Annotated in this window: 1 protein-coding gene (cut by a window edge); it reads right to left on the bottom strand. The window is 75.9% G+C overall.

All coding sequences use genetic code 11. From position 1 onward, the window contains the following. Nucleotides 1-23,944, bottom strand: the 5' portion of a protein-coding gene (locus ACQEVB_RS14615; protein ID WP_432970522.1) for an MFS transporter. 14,984 nt of this gene lie to the left of the window's left edge; only the first 23,944 of its 38,928 coding nucleotides appear in the window; the start codon lies at nucleotides 23,942-23,944; the stop codon falls past the left edge of the window.

The following is a 23,944-nucleotide window of genomic DNA, read 5'->3' as shown; positions in this document are numbered from 1 at the left end:
CGGCGTCCTCGTTGCGGCCGCCGGCGGCGCCGGGGTCGCTCACGGCCGCGACGGCCGGAGCCCCTACGGGGAGCGCGAAGCGCACCGAGTTGCGCGTCGCGTCCGCGTTGTCGTGGTTGGTGATGCTGGCCCGGCTCGGGGTGGAGTCGACGGGCAGCTCGGCGGGCCGGTACGTCGACACGTCGCCGAGCCGGTCGGGGGCACCGTCCGCCAGCTGGGCGGCGATCCGGCGGCCCTGCCGGATCTGGCCGCGGGGCAGGAGCTGGTACTCGAGCTTGTCCCGGTAGGCCGCGAACTCGGCGGCGGCGAAGGCCCGCAGCGCGACCCAGGCCTGGAACAGCGCGTTCTCGTGCTCGACCGTGCCGGGCACGGCGACCCGCAGCGCCCGCCGTGCGGCGCGCAGCGCGTCGACGGCCCGGTCCAGCTCGACCAGCGAGATGGGGTCCGGCGCGTGCTCCCGCGGCCCGCGTTCGAGGACGTGGGCCGCCGTCTCCAGCATCCAGGACAGCAGCGCCGGGCGAGCACTGACCGACGGGTGGTCGACGGTCGTGAGCCGCGTGACGAGCGCCTGGAGGTCCTCGTACGCGAACACCCGGCGCTCCCGGGCACTGACCATGGCGAGCTGCGCCTGCCAGAACTCGTGGTCGGAGGTGTCCGCGGCGCGCAGGTCGTGCCGCCCAGGCGGGGCGTTGGCCGGGGCGTCGTGGCGGCGGGCGCGGCGCAGCCGCTCCCACGCCCACTCGGCCCGCCGCCACTCCCGGGTGGCTCGGGCGGCCGCGAGCCGGGCCCGGTACAGCTCCGCGGCCAGCGCGAACGTGCCGGCGGTGCGGGCGGCGGCGGGAACCGGCTGCACCCGCGCGATCGGGTGCGCGCGCTGGTAGCGGCGACCGGTCCACCACCGCCACAGCCGGGTGACGTCCTGCCGGAAGCCCGGCGAGTGGTGCTGGAACACGACCTGCTGGCCGGTGATCAGCACCTCGACGAGCGTGGCGAACGCCAGCTCGGCCTCGGCCCGCTGCGCCTCGGTCAGGCGCGTGCGGTGCGCGTTGCCCCGCGCCGTCAGCCACCGCATGCCGGCCGCGGCGGGCAGCAGCAACGGGCTCGTCCACACCGCGTGCCGCAGCCGCGGGTTGGCCTGCCGCCACGCGTCGGAAAGCATCTCGACGGGCCGGAAGCCACCCGCGTCGGCCCGTTCGAGCGCGCCGATCGCGACGAGCAGGTCGAGCTGGGCCTGCCGCTGCCGAGCCCGGCCGCCGAGGCGGGCGACGACCGCGCCGGCGGTGACCGGGGCGCCGCTGTCGGCGACGGTCAGCAGGACCGGCAGCAGCGAGCGGGGAGCCAACCGCTGCCCCGGGGGCGCGGCGAGCGCGCGGTCGAGCGCCTCGCGCCAGAAGTCGCGCTCGCGCCCGTGGAGCAGGATCTCCTCCGCGATGCCGGCGGACGCGTGGGTCAGTGCCAGCGCCGCGTCCACACGCAGGAACAGCGCGAGCCGCTCGGCGATCTCGGCCCGCTCCCCGTTGATCGCCGGGTCGGCCAGCCGGGTCCGCTCGGCGGTGATCGCGTTGGCCAGGCTGTAGCGGCGCTGGCGCATCAGCGCGCGCGCCGACACCAGCCCGCGCTCGTCGATCGTGCGCGCGATCTCGCTGAAGTGCTCGCCCTCCGCGCGCCGGATCCACAGCTCGACGCGCAGCCGCTCCTGCCCGGTGAGCCCCGCCCGCCAGCGGTCGAGGAACGGCAGCAGGTGCTGCTCGTAGTACTCGATGCGCAGCTCGTGGCGCTGCTGCATCGCGTCGGTCAGGCGGCGCTCCCACTGGAAGCGCTGCACCGTGCTCACCGGCCCGGGCAGGCCGAGCAGCGCCCGGTCCTCCGCCGACAGCTCCAGGCGCTGCAGGTTCGTCGGCGTGAGCAGCTCGTCGAGCAGCAAGGACAGGAAGGTGACGACCTCGCCGTCCGGCCCGCCCATCCGTCCGGCCGCCCCGGCGAGCTCGGCACGCGTGCTGGTCAGCACGATCAGGGCCGTCGCCAGCGCGTGCAGGTGCTGCTCGTGGCGGCGCTCCCAGGCAGCCAGCACCTGCTGCCCCTCGCGCTCCAGGCCCGGAACGCGGGTGAGCGCGAGCAGGTCCGCCGACGGCGACGGTCGCGTCGCCAGCGCGATCGACAGCTGGGCTGCGACGGTGGCGGCCAGCTGCCGGGCGGCCGCGGGGTCGCCGAGGTCGGCGACCTGCGCCACGGCCCGCTCGCGGGCCGCTGCGGGATCCGTCCGGTCGGGGTCGGCGAGCGCGACCAGCTCGACCAGCAGGTCCCGGTAGGGCTCCGCGCCGCCGAGCCGGTCGAGCCGCATCGGCTCGATCCGCCGGTGCACCCGCCGGTGGGCGAACAGCGGCCGGGGGCGCCGTTCCATCGACCGGGAGCTGACGTACCCGAGGATGTCCAGCTTGCGCTCGGCCCAGTTGCGCACCCACCAGGTGACCAGCACGACCCCGGCCGCGGCCGCCACGCGCAGCGCCACCGAGCCCACGGTGTCGTGGTGGCCGGGCAACGGCCGCACGATCAGGTACGTCAGGGCCGCGCCGATGAAGCCGTCGAGCTTCATCGCCGACACCACCCAGTCGGGGTGCGTGCGCGAGTCCCAGTCCCGGCGCTTCTTGTTCTGCCAGCCCATCAGGTGGATCTGCACGTGCAGGAACGCCCACGTCCAGACGCCGCCCCGCTCGCCGAGGCTCGTCCGGATGCCGACCCGCCGCAGCCACCGCTGCACGTTCCGGAACAGCCGCTGCCCGGCGCGCGCGCCGTACGCGACGACGTAGTCGCCGACGAACGCCGCGGTACCGGCGACCGCCAGGTACAGCCACAGCGAGCCGCCGAAGTAGGCGCCCCAGTCGTGCGGCACCGAGCTGACCGCGGCCCAGGCCAGCAGCACCTTCGTCACCGGCGCGTAGGCGCCCGCGATCAGCGCGAACCAGGTGCGCTGCCCACCGGTGTTGCGCCGCTGCACCGCCGAGCCGACGAACGCCGCGATGGCCGCAGCCCAGAACTCGTGCTGCTTGATCCACAGCGGCAGGTGGGCCAGCCACGGCGCCGCCGTCAGCCACGCCACCAGCGACACCGCCGACAGGGCCAGCATCGTGTTGACCGCCGACACCAGCGCGGCCAGGCCGGCCGAGCGCAGCGCGGTCCGGCGCGGCCAGACGTGCATCCCCTTGGCCCGGTTCGCCGTCAGCCGGAGGTACACGTACCGCCAGGCCAGCGGCGCCGACACCACGACGGCGACGACCACCGACTTGGCCGTGTTCGCGGCTCCCGGCTGGTGGACGAACCAGTCCGCGAACCGGACCACGGCGCCCGGCAGCCACCGGCCCAGCTCGATCGCGGCCGGGAGCGCCGCGGGGATCCACGTGGTGCGGATCTGCTGCCAGCCCGTGGCGGGCGGCGCGCGCATCCTGCGCGCCGACCACCAGACCCGCAGAGCCACGACCGCCGAGCCGGCGATCACCGCTCCGGCCACCACGTGGTTCACCGGGCCCGACTCCCACAGGCCGTACCCGAAGCCCATCCCGATCAGCGCACCGGCACCGGCACGGGCCCGCGCCGGCGTGACCCGCATCGGCACGTCCCAGCCGACCGCCCGCGCGACCCGGTGGCGCACGCGCACCGCCTGCACGCGGAGCCCGTGCGGGGCCGCCGGCAGGCCGGTGATCCGGGCGACGGCGCGGGGCGCGACCCGGGCCGCCGTCGCCGCGGTGGCCGCGGCGGTGACCTCCGCGGTGTGGGCCCGGCGGGCGGCGGCGAGGTTGGCGCCGGCGACCTCGCGGGCGCCCAGCGCGGTGCGCAGCGCGTCCTCGAGCTCCGCGATGGCCTGCTCGGCCGCGTAGAGCGCGGCTCCGCCCGTGGTCGCCGGGTCGTCGAGCGCCTCGCGCAGGACGTCCGGCATCGCCACGGTGGCCGGGTCGGCCGGCTGGGCGAGCTCGGCACGGATCAGCGCAGCAGGCGCCCCGAGCGTGTCGACCAGCTCGTCGACGATCCAGTCGTCGCGCCAGCCGGCCGCCCGCAGCCGCTCCGCGAGCCCGGGAGCCCAGCGCTCCAGGGTCTCCAGCTGCTCGCGGACCAGCCGCAGGTGCAGCCGAGCGCCACGCTCGGCGTCGACGTGCCGGGCCAGCCGGTCGTCGGCCGCCGCGACCGCCGCACGGGCGGCGGCGCGGGCGTTGCGGCGGGCGGGCAGCCACCCGAGCACGCCGGCGGCGACGACCCCGTTCGGCTCGACCCCGTGCCGCAGCGCCAGCACGGTGGCCGTCCCGCCGACCAGGAGCAGCGCCGGCCGCAGCCAGCCGTGATCGAGGATGCGCTGCCGCAGCGGCGGCGCCCGCGGCTGCGCCGTGTGGTTCCTGGCGCGCGGCGTCGCGGCCCGCGTCTGAGCGGTGCCGTTCGCGCCCATCTGGCGGGTACCGGCGCCGTCGGGGCCGAGCGCGGCACCGCCGGCACCGCCCGGCGCGACCGGTCCGCCGCCGGTGCCGCCGCCGATCGCGGGCCCGTCGCCGTCGTCGTCACCGCGGTGCCCGCTGTGCCGGACGATGTCGCCGACCTGCTCGGCCGTGAGCCCCACGTGCCGGGCGATTCTGCGCGGGTGCAGGCCGGCCGCCGCGGCGTCGACGACGGCGGCGACGATCGCGGGCCCGAAGGCCGCGCGGCCGGCCAGTGCCTCGGCGGTGCGGGCGTCGACCTGGTCGAGCGCTGCGGTCAGCGCGGCACCCAGCCGCTCCAGCCGCTCGTCGAACGTGCCCTCGGCGGGGCCGAGCACCGTCGTCGCCGGCAGCTCGCCGTCTGCGACCAGCGCTGCGACGACGAGCGGGCGGACACCGAGCGCAGCCGCGACCCGGTCGACCGCGTCCGCGGCGGGATCGGCGCCGACCACCCAACGGACGCCCCGCGTGCGCAGCTCCGTCACCAGCGCCCGCGCCTCGCCGAGCGCCCGCGCCGGCGTGTCGCGAGCGCTGATCGCCGCGGCCACGGCGGCGCGCAGGGTGCGCTCGGCACGCGCGCGGGCCCACAGGCGCAGGACAGCACCCGCGACCCGGCCGATCACCGGCGACCGCGGCTCCACCAGCGACCGCAACGCCGCGTCGACGACCCAGGCACCCACCCCGAGCCCGACCACCGCCGCCACCACCGTGCCCACACCCGGCGCCGCGACCAGCGCGACCAGCCCACCGACCGCCGTGCCGAACCCGGCCACGGCAGCACCGACGGCGCGCCACGGCTGGCCCCGCACCCACGCCCGCACGTCCGCCGCAGCCGCGCCCAGCCACAGCCGCGCCACGCCACCCAGCAGCCGCGCCACGGCGATGCCGTCCCGCACACCGTCGACCAGCACGGCGCCGACGGCCCCCACGGCACCCGCGCGGACCCACAGCCGCAGGACAGCCCCGGCGACCCGGCCGGCCACCGGTGCCCGCGGCTCGACCAGCGACCGCAACGCCGCGTCGACGACCCAGGCACCCACCGCGAGCCCGACCACCGCAGCCACCACCGTGCCCGCACCCGGCGCCGCGACCAGCGCGGCCGGCCCGGCCACGGCCACGCCGAAGCCGCCGACGGTCCCCGCGATCGCGCGCCACGGCAGGCCGGCGACCCGCGCGCGCATGCCGGACAGCGCCGTCCGAAGACGCGACGGACCCACCAGCGACCGCAACGCCTCGTCGGCGACCCAGGCACCCACCGCGAGCCCGACCGCCGCCACGACCGCGCCGGCGCCGGGTGCCGCGACCAGCGCCACCAGCCCGCCGAGCGCGATGCCGAAGCCGGCGACCGTCCCGCCGACCGCGAACCACGGCACGCCGTTCGCGGCGGCCGTCGACCTGCGACCGGTCGCTGCCCGGTCGCGGAAGGCGCGCAGCAGCGCCCGCCCACCGAACCAGGCCGCTGCAGCAGCGACCAGCCCGGCCGCGGTCACCCACCACGCACCGGACCCGCCGGGCGGGCCCCGCACCGGCGGACCGGTCGACGGCGACGGGGATGGCGCGGCCGGCGCACCGGACGGCGACGGGGTGGCACCGGCCGTCGGCGGAGTGCTCGGCGCGGGGTCGGTCGGCGTCGGCTGGGTCGGCCGCGGCGTGACCGGCGGCGTCGGCCGGCCCGGAGCGACGGCACCGGCAGGCAGCCGGAGCACCCACCCCGGCCGGATCACGTTCGGGTCGCGGCCGGCCATCCGTGCGGCGTTGGCGTCCACCATCACGTGCCAGTCCGCGAACCCGAAGAGCCCCGCGATGCGGGACAGCGAGTCACCGGGCTGGACCGTCCACCGGGCGCCGGCCGGCGCGACCAGCCCCAGGTCCGCCGGGAGCCGGTCATGGTCGCCGTACCGGGCGAGGCCCGGGTTGACCGCGCGCAGCTCCGCCACCGTCACGCGCAGCGCGGCAGCCACCTCGGCCGGGGTGTAGGGCTGCTGAGCGAGCACCGCCTGCGCCGTGACCGATCCGACCTGCCCGTACGTGACGGGGACCAGCCCGGGCGTGCCGAGCAGCAGCATCCCGGCGGCAGCCGCCACGACAGCGATGCGGCCGGCGAAGCGATGCAGCACCTGCGGCGCGCGCGTCCCGAGCCACGCCCCGACGCCGGCGACGACCGCGACGGCCGGCAGCAGCACGCCGTGCGCGGCGGCGACCCCGGCACCGACGACCGCGGCCCCCGCGGCGACGGCCAGCACCTGCCCGATGGTCGCTGCGCCGGAGTCACCGCCCGGCCGCGGGCCGAGGTCGAGCGTGTCGGCCGTCGGCCCGGCCTGCGAATCGCTCCAGCCGAACCACGAGCCGTCCGCTGCCCGCTCGAAGCCGCCAGCCCGCGGGCCGCCGTGGTCGAGCAGTGCCGCCGCACGCGGCACGAAGGCGCCGACCAGGTCGTGACCGACGAGGTACGAGTCGAGCCCGCGGTAGAACGACAGGATCCCGGCGATCCGTCCGGCGGCGTCCAGGGCGGGTCCGCCGGAGCCGCCGTGCCGGATCAGCATGTGGTTGACCGCGTGGCCGGCCGGGAACCCGATCATCGGGGCCTGGACGGCCAGCCGGTGCCCGGCGGGGAAGCCGGCGAACACGACCGACTCGCCGACACCCAGCGGAACGGTGCGGGTCGGGACGGCCGGGAGGTCGAGGTCGGCCTCGACCAGCGCGAGGTCGATGGTCTCCATCGCCCACTGTCCCTGCTCCGCGCGGTTCATCTGCAGAGCGACGTCGGCGAGGTCGCGGAGCGGCCCGTAGCCGGCGGTCGGCAACGACACCCAGCGCTGCACCGGATGCCCGTTCGCCAGCAGCGCGCCGGCACCGCTGTCGACCACGACGTGCAGGGCCGTCAGGATCAGCGCCGGCCGGCCCGCCCCCGCTTCCCGGACGACGACGCCGGAACCGATGGCGCGGCCGTTCTGGATCCGGACGAGGGAACGCAGCGGGCGAACGCCGGACATCGCCGGACCGAACCCGTCGTCGCGGGCTGCCGGGTTCAGCCCGAGCACGAGCAGGCGGTTCGGGTCGAGCTGCCACGTCTGCAGGTCGAGCAGGTCCGTCACGCCGCCGCCCGAGCGCGGGAGCCTTGCGACCGGCCGACCGAGGTCCATCCGGTGCAGCGCGAGCTCGCCGACCGTGGCCGTCGCGCCGGTCTGGGCGAGCCAGCCTTCGGCCAGCGTCGAGAACACGTCCGCGGCCGCGTCGGGCAGCCAGCGCCGGGCCGTCCGCACCAGCATGTCGGCGACGTAGCCGGCCGCGGTCATGCCGTGGTCGCGGGCCGCCACCACCGCCTGCCGGCCGTCGATGACCAGCTCGCCCGCCGGCCCGTTCAGCACCAGCGCCGGCGCGCCGTCGACCTCGGTGAGGACGAACCCGGCGTCGATCGCGGCCCGGCGGGCCACGACCACGCGCTGGGCGCCGTCCACCACGTACAGCCCCAGGTACGGGGACGCGTCGACCGCAGCGGCCACCGCGGCCGGCGGGACCCGCAGGAACCCGGCGAGCTCGGCCAGCCCCGCGGAGTCGGCCTCCGTCGTCACCTGCAGCGGCGGCCGGTTCTCGAACATCGTGACGATCTGCTCGCCGAGCCGCCGCGCGGCCTCGTCGTCGACCGCCGGCGGGGTGAAGACCCTCAGACGTGTCCGCAGCTCCCGCGGGAACTGCGCCTGCGCCCAGATCAGGTCCATCCAGAAGCCCGCAACCCCGTCGGCCGGCAGCAGGAGCTCCTGCTCGGCGTGATCGCGCGCGCCCTCGGGAAGCTTCAGCCACGCGACGTAGCGGTCGCCGGCGTCGAGCGGTTGGAGGAGCGGGACGGCGGCCGCCCGAGACCACCGCTCCAGGTACGCGTTGAACGCGAACGCCGGGTCCTCGCGGAAGTCCTCCCGGACGTACAGGTTGCTGATGGGCAGGAACCCGCGGTCGGTGCGGAAGACCGCGACCCGGGCGAGTCGCCGGCCGCGGCCGCCGTCCGCGTTCCGTTCCCAGAGGTACAGAACCGCGACGCGCGGGTGGTTCAGGTAGCCCTGGACGTCGACGGACTTCGCTTCGCCCCGGCATCCGAGGCAGGACACGCTGCCGCCGGCCGTGTCGACCAGCTCGTGGCCGAGATGCATGATCTCGACCGGGTCCTGCGCGACGCCGAGCAGGCCCGTCCGCCCGTCCCTGAGCGTGACCTCCAGATCGGCGGGCGCACCGTCGCGCGCCACGACGACCCGGTCACCCAGGAGCGCACGCCAGCGCTGCCCGAGCACGTTCCGGGCCGCCTCCGTGGCGAGCTCCCGCGATCCCGTCGAGCGCAGGTTCGTCTCGTACTCGTCGAGCACTGCGATCGTCTGCGCGTCCGCGATCAGGCGGTAGTCCACCAGCACGGCCCGCAGGTCGGAACCCGCCGTCCAGGGGCTCTCGGTGACGCGCTCCCGGTACGCGTCCAGCGTCGCGACGAACCGATCGATCGCAGGCGCCCGGGCGCGCTCCGGCATGGCCGGGCTGTCGAGGTCATCGGGGAGCATCCGGTCCTGCAGCCCGTAGATCGCCGCGACGACGGTCGTGAGATGGCCGCCCGGCCGCAGCATCGGCGCCATCGCGACCAACCGCTGCGTCAGCTCGAAGTACGCCCCGACGAAGTGGGAACGCGCGGACGGGCTCCGGGTGGGGACCGCGGTGGCGAGGCGCGCGAGCGCGTCGTCGAGGTCCGTCAGCGCCGGTGACGTCCACATCGTGAGCGCGGCCGCGAGCATCGGGGCCGAGCGTCGGCTCCTGGGCAGGTGGCCGAGCAGGTTCACGGTGGTCAGCGCCTGCGCCGCCGCCAGCCCGAGCGCGACCTTGTCGAGCCGGTCGGCGCGCTGCCGCCAGTGGCGGGCCAGCCATGCGGGCGGCTGCCCGTCGTCGGTCAGGATCTCGGCGACCCACCCCGGCTGGTCCAGGAACGCCCAGTCACCGGGCTCCCCGCGCACGAACGGCCTGCGCAGGAGCGCAGGACCGAGCTGCAGGAGCTCCTTCACCTCGGGCAGCCAGCGGTCGGTGTGGGTCACCACGCGGCCGATCGCGGTCCACATCGCCGACACGAACTCGGCGGTCACGCCGCCTGCGAGCGGCGCGTTCCCGATCAGCATCATGATCCGGTACTCGGGTCCCCGGATCGGGTCGGCGTCGGCGAGCCGCAGCTGGTCCTCGAACGACTCCGACCGGTCGATCCCGGCCGCATCGCGCGCATCCGCGAGCGCCCTGGCGCGGTCCAGCAGGGCGCGAACGTTGTCGAGGGTGTCGGGGATCCCGCGGCCGGGCCGTTGCCGGAGGACCTCGCCGAGGGTCGGGCCGGGAGCAGCCGCGGATGCGCCGGCCCCCACCAGCTCGGCGGCAGCCCGGACCGCGTCCTGCTGCCGTGCGGTGGGAAGCCCGGAGGTTCGGCCGGCCAGTCGCGGCGCACCTTCCTGCCGGAACGTCGCAGTCGCCAGCGCCGTCGCGGCCCGTCCGAGGTCATCGGCGGCGACGGTCTGCGGCAGCTGCGCAAAGCCGGCCCAGGCGTCGTCGAGCAGGCCGGCCCTGGCGAAACCGACCACCAGCTCGACGCGCAGTGCGACACGTCGTTGCTGGTGGGACGCGTTCGCGGCGGGATACTCCTCGATGCCGGCGAGCTGCACCTGGGCCAGCCTGAGCCGGTAGCGCTGCTCGATGAGCGCGATGAGCGCCGGCCTGGCCTGAGCCAGCTTCTCCGCCTCCACGAAGGCGTCGGCGAGCGCCGCGGCCTCCGCGTCGTGGTCGGTGAACGGGGCACGCGCGACGTGCGCGGCCTCGTGGGCAGCGAACGCCTGCAACCACTCCTCGGTGAGCCGCCCCGCACGGAGGTGCGCCGAGATCCGCGCGAGGACGGACGTGGGCATCACGATCTCGGCGCCGTGCGGACCGCGCCACCCGAAGCCGATGAGGATGTCGCCGATCGCCTGCGGGTTCGGGTGCCCGACCGCCCGCAATGCCTCGTGCAGCTCGGCCGTGCCGACCTCGTGGACGAGCAGGTCGAGCGGCCCGACCCCGAACATCTGCGCGAACCGCAGGGGCGCGACGGGCGCGAGCAGCGCCACCGCCCGGCGGAGCATCTGCTCGTCCGCGCCGCCCAAGTGGCCGCCGACGACGAGCGGGCCGTAGCCGGACGACCCCGACGAAACGGGTGCCACAGAGCCATCGACGCGGACGCCCGGCCAGGCGAGCACAGCACCGATCGCGACCGCCACACCCGTGGCTCCGGCGACACCACCGGCCAGCAGCGCGCCGGGCACGCCGACCGCTGCGGCCATCGCGAGCCCGGCGGCCAGCACCGCGGCCGGGGCGAACGCGACGAGGAGGACGACGCCGCGGCCCGGCGGCCCGCGGATCGGCTGGCCGGCGAGCAGGCGGCGGGCGGCGAGCCCGCCGGCGACGACCGTTGCGGCAGCGGTCAGCGGCGCGAGCAGGCCCGTCGCGAAGAGGGTCGCGAACCCGCCGGCGCCGAGCCCGACCCCGGCGGCCTGGAGCGCACCCGGCAGGGCGAGCGGGGCACCCGGCGTCCGCGTCCACCAGCCGAGCCGGCCGGCACCGGGACGCCGCGGCTCGCGGCCCGGCCAGTGCTGCGGCACGGTGCCGCTGAGCCGGCCGAGCGCGTTCAGCAGCTGTTGCTGGGCGGCCGCGTCCCAGCCGAGCACGCCGTGGCGGTCCGCGAACGCCGCGATCGTCGCCGCACCAACCGCCTCGGACGTCCAGTACGCCCGCAGCAGGCCACGCAGCTCCGTGTGGAGCCGGCGCGCCGGCGCCGCGGCCCGCGTTGCGACGGTCGTGTCGAGCAGCTCGTGGAGGCCGGCAGGGGCACCGGCCGCGTCCAACCATCCGACGATGAGGGTGGCGCGCAGCAGGGCGCGGCGGGCCCTGGCGTCCAGCTCGCCGGCCGGCCACCGCGGCATCGACGCGGCCGGCGCCGCCTGCGCGACCCGCTTCGCCGCGTCCTTCGCGTCCTTCGCGGCCTGCTCGACCGCCGCGCGGGCGCGCTCGGTCTCCGCCTTCGCCTGAGCGAGGTCGGCGCGGGCCTGCGCCCGGCCCACCCACGTCTGCTCGGCCATGACCGCGGCCCGGCGCTCGGCCCGCTCGGCGTCCGCGAGCGCCTGCCGGGCAGCTCGGAGCTGCTCGATCGCCGTGTCCAGGACGCGCTGGGCGAGCTGGACGGGGAGCGGCGCCTCGGCCGCCCGCAACTGGGCATCCGCCGCATCGGCCCGGACCTGCGCGTCCCGTGCAGCCGCCTCGGCAGCCGCGGCCGCTTCCTGTGCCGCGGCCAGGTTCGCGACCGCCGCCTGCAGCGTGGCCGTGGCCCCGTCGACCGGCAGGCCGGCCGCGCGTGCGGCGGCGACCCTGGCCTCGCCCTCCCCGACCGCGGTCCGCGCCTCCGCGGCCTTCCGTGCCGCGACGGCATGCGCCATGCGCTGGTCGGCCGCCTCCGCGCGGGCCGTGCGCAGCTCGTAGCGCGCGAGCGCCGCCTGGTACCCGGGGTCGCGGACCAGCGCGGCCGCCTCGGACCGGGCCTGCGCGCCCCGCTCGTCGGCACCCGCCTGGGCGGTCAGGGCGGCGATCCGGTCGCCCGTGACGTGGACGAGGAGCAGGTCACCGTCGGCCTGGATCTGCTGCCGGGCCCGGTGCTCGCGCACCTCGGCCATGTGCTGGCGCATCGCCTCGGCGCGGCCGGCGTCGTCCATCCGCTCCCACTGCCGCGCGGAGACGTGCGCGGGGCGGCCGGCGTCGAGGTCGGCGCCCGGGGTGAACGCGCCGCCGGCACGGAACACCGCACCGTGGTCGGCCATCGGCCCCTCGTGGTCCACCGCCTTGGTGACGATGTTGATCCCGACGAAGGGGACCCGGACGACCGGCGTCCGGTACGTGTCGCCGTTGAAGACCTCGCGGGTCGCGTTGACCCGCAGGTCCGGCAGGCTGCCGTGCTCGCGGATCCAGCGCCAGTCGTACCCGGGCGTGTAGTAGATCGGCGGAACGACCACCCGCGTCGGTGTGCGGTCCGGGTTCTGCGCACGATTCTGCGCACGGTTCTGCTGGGCGTCGACGTGTGCGATGTCGGTGAGCCGGCCACCGTCCCGTGCCGCGTGGGTGTCGAGCCGCGCCGTGTCGGCAGCGTGCAGGCCGCCGGTCCGCGCGGTCGAGGCGTCGAGCCGTGGTGCCTCGCCGGCCCGTGCCGCAGGCAGCTCGCCCGCGTGCGCGGTCGCGACCGCGTTCGGCCGCGCGACCTCCGCTGCCCGTGCGTTCTCCGCCGGCAGGAACAGCCCGCCGAAGAACGTGGCCGCAGCAGCCAGCGCAACGGTGCCGCGCCGCGCCTTCGCGACGATCCCGCGCTGCTCGGCGTTGGCCTTCGTGTCGGCCGCAGCGCGAGCGGCATCGCCGCCTCCCCGCAGCTGCGCTGCGTCGGCCTTCGCCGGAGCCGCTGCGGTCCGTGCACCGGTGTCGAACGACACCCGTGCGGTGTAGTGGTAGCGCGTGCCCGCCGGAGGACCACGCTCCGAGACGGCCGGGTCCTTGACTCCCCCGCCCTGCCGCGCAGCCTCCGGCGCGACAGCCGCGCCCCGTGCCCCGGGCCGCCCGGCCTCGCCAGGCAGCGCTGCCAGCGGGGTCCCGCTGCCGCCGGCCCCGCCGACCTGACCGCCCGCGGCCGCCGCACCCCCGGTCGGCGGCGCCGCCGGTTCGGCCGGGCGTCGGCCGCCGAGACCGATGGGCAGGTCGGTCGGCGACGGTCCGGGGGTCTCTGCTGCTCGTTGCGGACGCGACTCGCCGGGCCGGGCGACCCCCTCCTGGGCGGCGCCCCGTACCGGCCGGAAGACGTAGGTGACGCCGTCGAACGTGCCGACCGCGTACCGACCCGCCCCGAACGGCGTGCCCTCTGCGGCTGCTGCGAGGGCGGTGTCGCCCTCGACCGCCGCGATGACCGCCTCCTGCGGCGCACCGAGCAGCCTGGCGAGCTCGTCCACCGGCCGGAAGGCTCGCCCGGCCACCATAACGCCGTGGACGCGGTCGGCGAGCCGACCCAGCGCGCTGGCAACCGCCGCTGCGGCCGGCCGTGGCGCACCGGGGCCGGGCGCCCCGCCGCCGGCACTCAGCCGGCCGGCACCCTCCTGCACGGTCCCGGCAGGCGGCGCACCGCCCCGGGCGCCGGCCTCTGCGTCGCGCCGGGCCGCGTCCATCAGGATGGGGCCGGGCGCAGCGCCGGTACCCGCGACGGGCGCTTCGCCGGCCGGCGCCCCTGCTTGCGGCTGGCCTGCACGAGCCGCACCAGCCTCGGCGGCACCCGCACGCACCGTTCCGCCGTCCGCGGCAGCCGGAGCCTCCGCAGCGCCCGCACGGACGACGCCCTCACCGGCGACCTCACCCACTGCCGGCCCCACGGCCCCCGTCCGCCCTGCGCGGGCCTCGGCCGCACCCCGAACACCCGGCGCCGGTTCGCCGGCCCGCACCGCAGCGCCGTCGGCGGCCACCCCGCCGACCGCCGGCCCCTCGGGCGCCCCCGCCCGAGCCGCGCCGCCCTCGACCGCAGCCGGGGCCGCACCCCGAGCACCCGGCACCGGTTCGCCTGCCCGCACCGCAGCGCCGTCGGCGGCCACCTCGCCGACCGCCGGCCCCTCGGGCGCCCCCGCCCGAGCCACCCCGCCCTCGACCGCAGCCCCCGGTTCGGCGCCGGCGCCCGGGACGGTGATCGTGCCACCGAACCGGTCGGCCGCGACGTTCCGGCCGGCCTGCTGGACGGCCTCGACGATGCGGTCGGCCGCCGGACCGGCCGCCACCTCCCGCTCGGCCGCGACCCGGGCCCGCGCCTCGGTGAGCGCGTCCTGCCGGGCGGCGCGGACCGGGTCGGCCCGGCCCTGCCGGGTGACCCGGCCGCCCGCCTCGGCCAGCGCCTGCGAGCGGTTCGCGTAGGCGGCGTCGAGCCGGGCGCGCGTCGCGGCCGGGTTCGCACCGAGCCGGTCGTAGGCGGCCGCGGGCCCGGTCGCGCGCAGCAGCCCGACCCGGCTGACGGTCCGCGCCGCCTCGGCCGTGGTGGCCAGCCCGCCCGCGGTGCGCTGCAGGCCGGTGGCGGCCGCGCCCGCTGCCCGCGCGGAGCGGCTGCCGGCGGTCATGCCGTCGGCCGCCCCGCGGAGCCCGTTCCCTGCGGCCTGGGCGAGCCGCGCGCCGGGAGCCGCGACGGCCCGCACGCCGACCGCGCCCACCCGCGCCGGCACCGAGAAGACCTTGAAGGGTGCCATCGCGACCGCAACCGGCGCGCCGACGACGCGGGCGGCGGTGTTGTACCGCCCGGCCGTCCGCTCCAGGCCGGCCGCACGCGCGGTGAGCGCGCTCGCCTCCGCGGTACCGGCGCCGTACTCGGCCGCCCGGACCCGCAGCACGTCGGCCAGCCCGGCGGCGCCGGCAGCCCGGCCGGCGGCGAAGCCGCGGACCGGCGTCAGCAGGAGCGCCGGGCCGGCGACGTCGACCGTCGCCTTCAGCGGGTCGTTCTTGAACTCGTTCCAGGCGTGGCCCGGCCCGTTGCTGACCATGCCCCAGAAGTTCTTCGCCGGCGCGACGACCAGGGTGTTGGTGCCCGGGTGCTTCTCGGCGAAGTCGCTGCCCGCCTGCCCAGGGAGCGCGTGCACCCGCAGCGGCTCGGCGCCCTTCGCCGCGGCGGCCGCGTTGTAGCCCTCGAAGAAGGCGCCGCCGTACACGGTGCCCGGGAGCGCGACGACGCCTCCCACGATGCCGGCAGCGGTGTGGACGACGTTGCGCGACGTCTTCCCGGCGTACTTCTCGACGGTCGGCCCGGCCCAGTCGTCGACCGCCTGCGGGACGTGCTTGGCCGTCCACCCGGCGCCCTCCGCCAGGAACTTGAAGAACCCGGTGACGCTCTTCGGGTCCTTCTCGTCGAGGAAGTCGTCGAGCTTCCCCTGCTCGTCCTTCGGCAGCCCGGACCGCAGCGCGTTGTAGCTGCCGCGGTCCCCGTTCGTCTGGTTGATCCGCTGGAAGAACGAGTCGACGTTCTTCTGGTTGCCGTCCGGGCCGGCGATCAGGGTGATGGCCTGCTTCGCGGTCTGGGGCACGCTCGGCTGGCGGGCGAGGCTCTGGCCGTTGCCGGACTGCCACAGCGCGGCCACGTTGGAGAGCTGATCGTCGTTGAAGCCCTCGAACGGGCTGTCGTCGGCCTTCCGCAGCTTCGTGAAGTACGACCAGCCGGCGTCGGCGCGCAGCCCGAGCGCCAGGTCGGGCGCGCCCGTGGACGGCAGCTGCATGTCGTGCAGCTTGTTCGCGGGCGCCCGCGGGGCGACCGCCGCTGCTGTGTAGCCGGCGGCCACGCCGTTGGCGAAGCCCAGCAGCTTCCCGTTCTGGGCAGCGGCCTTCGCCGTCTTCGCCGCCGGCAGCGCGTCGCCGAAGCCGGCGACCGCGTCGGCGTTCTTGCGGGCCAGTGCGAGGTTCTTCGCGTAGGACGCGTCGCCGCCGGCGAGTGCCGCGGCCATGTCGTAGTCCTGGACGACGCCCTGGGCCTGGCGGAGCTTCTCCTGGATGGGCCGCGCCTTCGCGTCCGCCTTCTTCGTGAGCGCGTCCGCGGCCTTGCCGAGCGCCACCCGCTCCTTGTCGAGCGCCGCCTTGTCGCCGCCCTGCCCGGCGTTGTACTTCTTCACCGCGGCGTTGTACTTGTCCAGCCGCTTCTCGTACGCCGCCTGCTCGGGCGCCAGCGCGTCGGCGACGTCGTTCAGCTGCTTCCGCAGCCCGCTGACCTTGTCCTGCGCGTCGAGCAGGTTGTTCTTGGCGACGGTCTTCTGGGCGTCGGTCGGCGGGCGCTTGGGGTCGTAGGTGTAGGCGGGGTTGAGGGCCGCGACCAGCTTCGGGTCGCCGGCCAGCTGCCGCTCGACGTTGTCGATCGACGTCTTCCGGGTCCCGTCGACGGCGAGGATCGTGTCGACCGCGTCCTGCGTGAGCCCGACGCGCTTGCGCAGCTTCGGGTCGAGCGCGTCGACCTCCTTGACCAGCGCCGACCGCTCCTTGGCGGTGACGCCGTCCTTCTTGGCCGCCTTCATGTCCTGCGCGACCGGCGCGATCTTCGCGTTGCCGACCTCGGCCATCCACCGCACGTGGCTCTGGCTCTTCGTGTACTGGAAGACGGCCTTGCCGCGGTCGAGCAGCGTCTGCGAGCCCTCGCGGGTGTAGCCGGGCGGGCCGAAGACGCCGGGCTTGAGCTTCTGCTGGACCAGGTCGGACATCCCCAGCGCCTCGGTGACGTCCTTGCCGGGGTCGATCCACCGCAGGCGACGCGACTCGGGGTCGGAACCCTTGCAGTCGCCGGTGCAGGCCTGGCCCTGGTTGTAGCCGTCGCTCTCGGCGTAGAGCAGGCTCGTCCCGCCCTTGCCCTTGCCGTCCTTGCCGTTGTCCGCGGCTTTCGCCTCGACCCAGTTGCCGTACGCGTCGGTGCCCTTGGCCCAGCCGTCACCGGTGGTGAACGCGACCGCGCCGCCGCCGCTGCCGTCCTTGTCGCGCAGGTACTGGACGAACGCCGCGGTGCCCTTCTTCCCGGCGTTGACGTACTGGGTGTCGAAGAGCGAACCCTTGCCCGGGCTGACGCCCTGGCAGCTGCCCCCACCCGCGGACACCGTGCAGGTGTTGATGCCGCCCTTGCCCTTGGCGGTCGGCGTGTAGTGCGTGGCGTTGGCGCAGTCGGCACAGTTCAGGATGCCGCCCTCGGCCGGGAGGATCATGCCGGCGCCGGCGCCGTTCTTGCCGACGCCCTGGATCGTCATGGAGCCGCCGAGGCCGGCCCCGTTGCGGGTGACGATGGCCGCGGCGCCCTTCGTGAGGGTGAGCTTGTCGCCCTCCGCGGACTGGAAGAAACCCTTGTCCTTGATCGTGATCGACGCGGGGTTGCCGGCCCGGTCGCGGCCGACGAACGTGCCGCCCGAGCCCTGCATCTTCACGATGTCGACGGTCTTCGGCTTGACCGGGTTCGGCGCCTTGATGGTGCAGGCACCGGTGCAGTTGGTCGCGAACGCCGCGTTCCTCCCGCCCATGAAGGTGGCGGTGTTGCGGGTCTTCTGATCCTTGGGCGTGTAGGTGACGGTGGAGCCGCTGACCCCGTCGTGCAGGGTGCCGTTGCCCTTGACCCAGCCGTTGCCGTTGCCCTTCTGGTCGCGCGCACCGCCGACCCCGGCGGTGCCGGTGCCGGTGTCGTTCGGCTTGCCCTTGACCGACGGGTTGGTGAACGAGCCCTGCTTCTTCTCCGTGTCGTACGACGCGCTCTGGCCGTCCTTGCCCTTGACGGTGACCACGCCGTCGGCGTTCTGCTCGTCGGCGCACGGGATCGCGCACGTCTTCGTCGTCGTGGTGCCGTCGGTGTTGCGGACGACCAGGGTGAGCTGCTCCTTGCCGTCCTTGCCCTCGGTGACCTCGACGGCGGCACCGTGCTGCTTGCCCTTGAGGCCCTTCAGCTCCTCGACGGGGTTCTTGCCCTTGACCCCGGTCGTCGACTGGGGCTTGGGCTGGAAGGCCGTGAACCGGTTGTAGCTGCCGGCCTGGGTGAAGTTGGCGCAGTTGCCCGTGCAGATCGCGCCGGCGCCGCCGCCCTGCTTCGGGTCGGCCGCCTTCGCGTAGGCGGTGACCCCGCAGCCCCCGTTGCCGCTGCCCGAGCAGGTGCCCTCGCCGTGCGCGTCCCAGCGGCCGTTCGGCCCGACGGCGTGGTCGTTCGCCTCGGCGTGCGCGTAGTAGCTGGCGGCGCAGTTCGCGGCACCGGAGCAGCTGGCCGCGGCCTCGGCGTGGTTGCCCTTGGCATAGGCGGTGGCGGTGACCGCGACCCCGCCGCCGCCCATGCCACCGCCGCCGGAGCCGCTCGCGGAGGCGTGGGCGTTGGCACCGGTCGTCGGGTCCTTGGCGCTGGCGGAGGTGCTCGCCGAGTAGCTGTGGGTGCAGCTCGTCCCGGCGCTGCCGCTGCAGGACGCCGCGGCGTTCGCGTAGCCGGGGCCGGCTGCTGCCTGGGCGCTGACGCCGACCCAGCCGCCACCCATCCCGCCGCTGCCCGCGCCGTGCGCGTACGCGTTGGCCTTCGACGACCCGTTCTGCGCCGACGCGGCCGCCGTCGCCGAGTAGCTGTAGTGGCAGCTCGTGCCCGCCGAGCCCTGGCAGGACGCCCCCGCGCTGGCCTGGCCGGGGCTCGCCGTCGCCTGCGCGCTGACGGCGACGTAGCCGCCGCCCATCCCGCCGGCACCGGACCCGTGCGCGTACGCGGACGCCCGCGCCCCTCCGCTGCTCGCCGCGGCCGCGGCCGTCGCCGAGTAGGAGTAGTGGCAGTTCGTGCCCTTCGAGCCCTGGCAGGACGCGGCCGCGCTGGCCTGGCCGCCGTTCGCGGACGCCTGTGCCGTGACCGCGACGTACCCGCCGCCCATCCGGCCGGCACCGGAGCCGTGGGCGTGCGCGGCCGCCCGTGCCGCCCCGCTGTTCGCCGCGGCCGAGGCCGTCGCCGAGTAGCGGTAGTGGCAGTTCGTGCCCTTGGTCCCCGAGCAGGACGCCGCCGCCTGGGCGTAGCCCGGCCCGCTCTTCGCGGACGCCGACGTGGCGGCCTGGCCGCCGCCGACCTTGCCCCGGCCGAAGCCGACGGCGTCGGCGCGCGCCCCGCCGGCGCGGGCGTGGCTCTCGGCCCGGTACGCGTAGCTGCACCGCGAGCCCTTCGTCGCCGCGCAGGACGCGCCGGCCTGCGCGCCGGCGGCGCTCGCGCCGACCAGGACGGTGCCGGCGCACTGCCCGTTCGCGCCGGCGGTGCACGCCGAGTTCGCCTTGGCCGTGTTCCGGCCTCCGGTGGAGGCGGCCTTCGCGGTTCCGGTGAGGCGGGTCCGGCAGCCGGTGCCGGCGCAGGCGGCCTGGACCTGCGCCACGTCCTTGGCAGCGGTCCCGACGGTGCTGGCCTGGCAGTACCCGGCCGTCTTGCAGGTGGCGGTGCCGGTCGCCCTGACCTTCGCCGCGCCGGCCGCGACCGTCTTCGACGTCGCGCGGGTCGCGCAGCCGGCCTTCGTCCCGTTGTCGCACGCCGCGGTGACGTAGGCGCTGGTGGTGGCGAACCGCTTGGCGGCCTTCGTGCCCGCTGCGGGGAGCGTCGCGGTGGTGCCCGCCGCGATCTGCGCGGTGCACGCGGCCGTGCCCGTGCACGCGGTCGCACCGTTGCCGGTGGAGCGGCTCTGCTGCCCGGCCGGCCCGGCCTTGACGGCGGCCTTCGCGGTCAGCGTCGCCGTGCAGCCCTTCTCGGGGCACTGCGCGGTCGAGCTCGCCTGCGCGGTGCCCGACAGGCCGGCGACCGGCTTCTTCGCGGTGCCGATGTTGCGGCTCAGGGTCGCAGCGGCGTTGCTCGTGACGGCGCAACCCTGGGCGGCCGCCTTGCACGTCGCGGCCGTGCGCGAGACACCCGCGAGCCCGGACGTGGTGCCCGTCGTCGCGGCCGTGCAGCCCGTGCTCGCGCACTGCGCGGTGGCGTCGGACTGCGCCAGCGTGGCAGGCGCGTTCTTGACCGGTGCCTTGGCCGTCCTGGCCGCAGCGGTGGCCGTCTTCCTGGCCTGCGCTGCCGTCTTCGCCGCGGCGGCGGCCGCCTTCTTCTGCTTGGCGGTCGCGCCCGGCTGGGCGGCGATCTTCCGTGCCTCTGCTGCTGCCTCCGCGGCCGTCCTGGCCGTGGCGGCTGCCTGCTCGGCAGCGTTCTTGTTCTGGGTCTTGACGATGTCGGCGACGACCTGGCCGGCGCCGGCGGTGGAGCTCGTCTGGGCGAGGCAGTCGGACTGCCCGGTGGTGCAGCGTGCTGTGGTGGCGGCGCCGCCAGCCGGGGGGCCGCGCGCACCGGTGGCCCCGTTGACGCCCTTCGATCCGTCGATGCCGACGGCGGAGCTGCGGGCGGTGCCCTTGCACGCGCCGGCGTTGCCGGTGCAGTCCAGCGTCGCGTCGGCCATCGACCAGCTCGACGCGCCGGCGACCGTCGCCGCCCCGCCGCTCGCGCTCGAGCCCGGCGCGGTGGGGGCGACGGGCGTCGCGGGCTGCTGGTTCTGGCCGTTCTTCTGGTCCTGGTTGCCCTGGTCGCCGGTCTGCTCGCTGGTGACCGTGGCGTTCTTCGTCGACGCCGCCTTCATGATCGGGGCGATGCGCGCGGCGTCCGGGCCGGTCGATGCGCCGGCGTTGGTGACGGCCTGGCAGATGCCGGCCGCGACGCCCTCGCACGAGCCTCGCCCGATCGAGCCGCGCGCGTTCGGCGAGGTCACGGGGTCGGTGCCGGTCGCGGCGCTGGTGACCTTGCCGGTGCAGGCGCCGCCGTCGCACAGGAGCAGACCACCGGCGACCGACGCTGCCGACGGCCCGGCCACCAGCCGCTTGGCGTTGACGCCCTGGGCGCCGGCCAGGTCCTGCACGGCGCCTGCGCCCGTGGACGCGACCGAGGTGGCCTGCAGCTGGCAGGTGCCGCCACCGGCGGTGCAGGTGGCCGAGCCGGTCGAGGTGCGGGGCTTGGACTCGGTCACCGCGCCGCCGAACGCCGTCGACGTCGTCTTCACGGTGCCGGAGCACGTGGCCGTCGCGCAGTCGATGGTCGCGTTCGCCGTCGACGTCCCCGACGGGCCGGTGGTCGGCTGGCCCTTGAGCGGCTTGCCGGTCTTCGGGTCGATCTTGACGTAGTCGGGTGCGCTGGAAGCGGCCGAGGTGGTCGTGCCGGCGCAGCCGCCGCCCTTGACGGCGCAGTTCGCGGTCGCGCCGGTGCCGCGCCACTTCGCGGTGACCGCGGTGTCGAGCGCGCTCGTCGCCGTCTTCGCCGTGCCACCGCACGCGGCGGCGTCGGTGCACTGCACCTGCGCCTCGGCCTTCGTCACGCTGACCGGGTTGGCCTTGGTGGTACCCCGATCGGTGACGTCGGTGCGGATGTCGGCGGTGCAGGCGCCCCCGGCGCCGAGCGCGGCGCAGTCGGCGGTGCCCTTGCTCGCCCGGACACCACGGACGTCACCGGACGCCGTGCCGGAGGTCGCGGTGCCGACGGTGCCCTTGCACGTCGCGGCGGCGCAGTCGATCTCGCCGGACGCGGTGCTCGTCGCCGCCAGCACGCGGCGCGTGGTGGCCTTGCCGGCGGCATCGACGGCGGTGGCCGCGGTGTCGTTGGCCGTCGACTCGGCGTCGACGCCGCAGCCGCCGGCGGTGGCCGCGCACTTCGCGGAACCGGTCGTGGTGCGGACCGCCGCCGTCCAAGTGGCCGCCTTGCCCTTCGCGGCCTTGTTCTTGACGGGGTCGCCGGTGATCGTGGCGTTCGTCTTCGTCGTCGCGGTGCCGGAGCAGCGGGCGCCGTCGGCGCAGTCGACCTGCGCGTGCACCGTGCTCGTCGCCAGCCGGTCGGCCGCGGCGGTGGTCGCCCCGTCGGTGGCGCCGGCCTCGATCCGCGAGGTGCTGCCGGTCTGGCAGTCGGCGGCCTTGGCGGTGCACGTGGCGGCCCCGTTGGTCTTCGCGGAGGCCGGGCCGACCTTGGTGCCCTTCGCGCCGACCTTCATCGCCCCCGCTGCGGTGGCGACGCGGCCCGTCGTGACGCCCGCCTTGCCCGAGCAGCGGGTGGCGCCGTCGGCGCAGTCGACGTTCGCGGTCGCGGCGATCTGACCCGCCGGGCCCTGCTCGCCGAGCTCGACGCGGGTCTCGATCGCGCAGCCGCCGGAGCCGACCGCGCAGTGCCCGGTGCCGCTCGCCTTCTGGAGGTTCGCCGGCTTCACGGCGGCGGCCTTCGCCGCCTTCTCCGGGGTGCCGGTGCTGCGCGCGTCGCAGACGCCCTTGTCGGCCTGGCAGCCCGCCGTGGCGCCCGCCTTGTCGGCGGTGCCGTTGATGGCGCACCGCCCCGTGCACGTCGCGGTGGCCGACGTCAGCACGGCCTTCGTCGCCGCGGCCTGCTTCGTCTGCTTGGCACCGGCCGCGCCGGGCCCGGTGGTGATGCCCGAGCACTTCCCGGTGCGCGTCTCGCACACCATCGACGCGCCGGACTCGTCGGCCTTGACGCTCTGCGCGCACCCGCTGGCGCGGCCGGAGCACTGCACCTTCGCCGTCGTCTTCTTGCCGAGCGTCGCCTTGCTGCCGCAGCCCTGATCGGCACCGGCCAGGTCGCACTTGGCGGAGCCCTTGGTGTTGGTGCCGGTGGTCGATGCGGAGCAACCCGACGACACCCCGGCGACGGCCAGGCAGTTGTCGGTCTTCTGCCCGGTCTTCGCGTTGCTCACCGCGTTGCACTCGACGAACGCGCCGCTCGTGTCGCAACCCGCGGCCGAACCCTTCTTGCCGACGGTGACGCCGTCGGTCTCGTGGTTCGTGAGGTCCTGCAGTTTCGCGGTCGCCTTGTAGACCTTCGCCTGCTGCGCCTCGTACGCCTTGACGTGCTTGTCGTAGGTGGCCTTCGAGAGCTTGCCCGCGGCGACCTTCTTCTTCTCCGCAGCCAATGCGGCCTCGCGCTTCGCGAGCGCCTGCTGACCGTTGACCACGGTATCGACCAGCTTCGCCCGATCCGCCGACAGCTTGTCCGCCTGCTTGTCGGCTGCGGCGTTGGCCTTCTTGTTCGCGGCGACGACCTTGGCGTAGGCCTTCGCGGAGATCTTGCCGTCCGCGCGCTGCTTCTTCGCCTTGGCGAGTGCTGCGTCGCTCTTCTCGGCCTTGATCTGCGCGGCGAGCGCCTTGTCGGTCTGCTTCGCCGAGTTGTCGTACGTCTTCTCGGCCTTCTCGGTCTTGGCCGTCTTCTCGGTCTTCTTGGACGCGGCGCCATCCGCGGAGTCGCTCTTCGCGTCCTTCTTGGTGGCGGCCTTCGCGCCGGAACCGTTCTTCGTGCTCGCCGGCGTCGTCGATGCCTTCGTCGCCGTCTTCTTGTCGGCATCCTTCTTCGTGGACGCCTTGTCGGCCGCCCCACCGTTGGACGCCTTCTTCGGAGCCTTCTCGGTCGAGGACTTCTCCTCGCCCTTCACCGGCTTGGAGTAGGAAGCCTGAGTCGTGGTCCCGGAGCCGGACGACTTCTCGGCCTTCTTCTCGGTCTTCTTCTCGGACTTCTTCTCGGTCTTCTTCTCGCCCGAGTCGCTCTTCTTCTCCGACTTCTTGCCACCGGAGTCGCTCTTCTTGTCGGACTTCTTCTCACCGGAGTCCGACTTCTTCTCCGACTTCTTGCCGCCGGAGTCGCCCTTCTTCTCCGACTTCTTCTCGCCGGAGTCGCTCTTCTTCTCCGACTTCTTCTCGCCGGAGTCGCCCTTCTTCTCCGACTTGCTGCCGCTGCTGTCGCCCTTGCTCTTACCTCCCTTCGCCAAGGACTGATTGGCGACCGGCACCACGACGGCGGCGGAGGCGGGCGACGCGAGCAACATCGCGCCGGTCCACATCGCCACGACCGCGACGGCGACCGTGAGCCCCCACCGGAGAACGGTGAGCGCGTGGTCGGACGCCGAGAAGCGGAGCTGCAC

Source organism: Pseudonocardia sp. CA-107938 (assembly GCF_050936315.1).
In the GTDB taxonomy this organism is placed as follows: Bacteria; Actinomycetota; Actinomycetes; order Mycobacteriales; family Pseudonocardiaceae; genus Pseudonocardia.
This window is presented reverse-complemented; position numbering and strand designations above follow the sequence as displayed.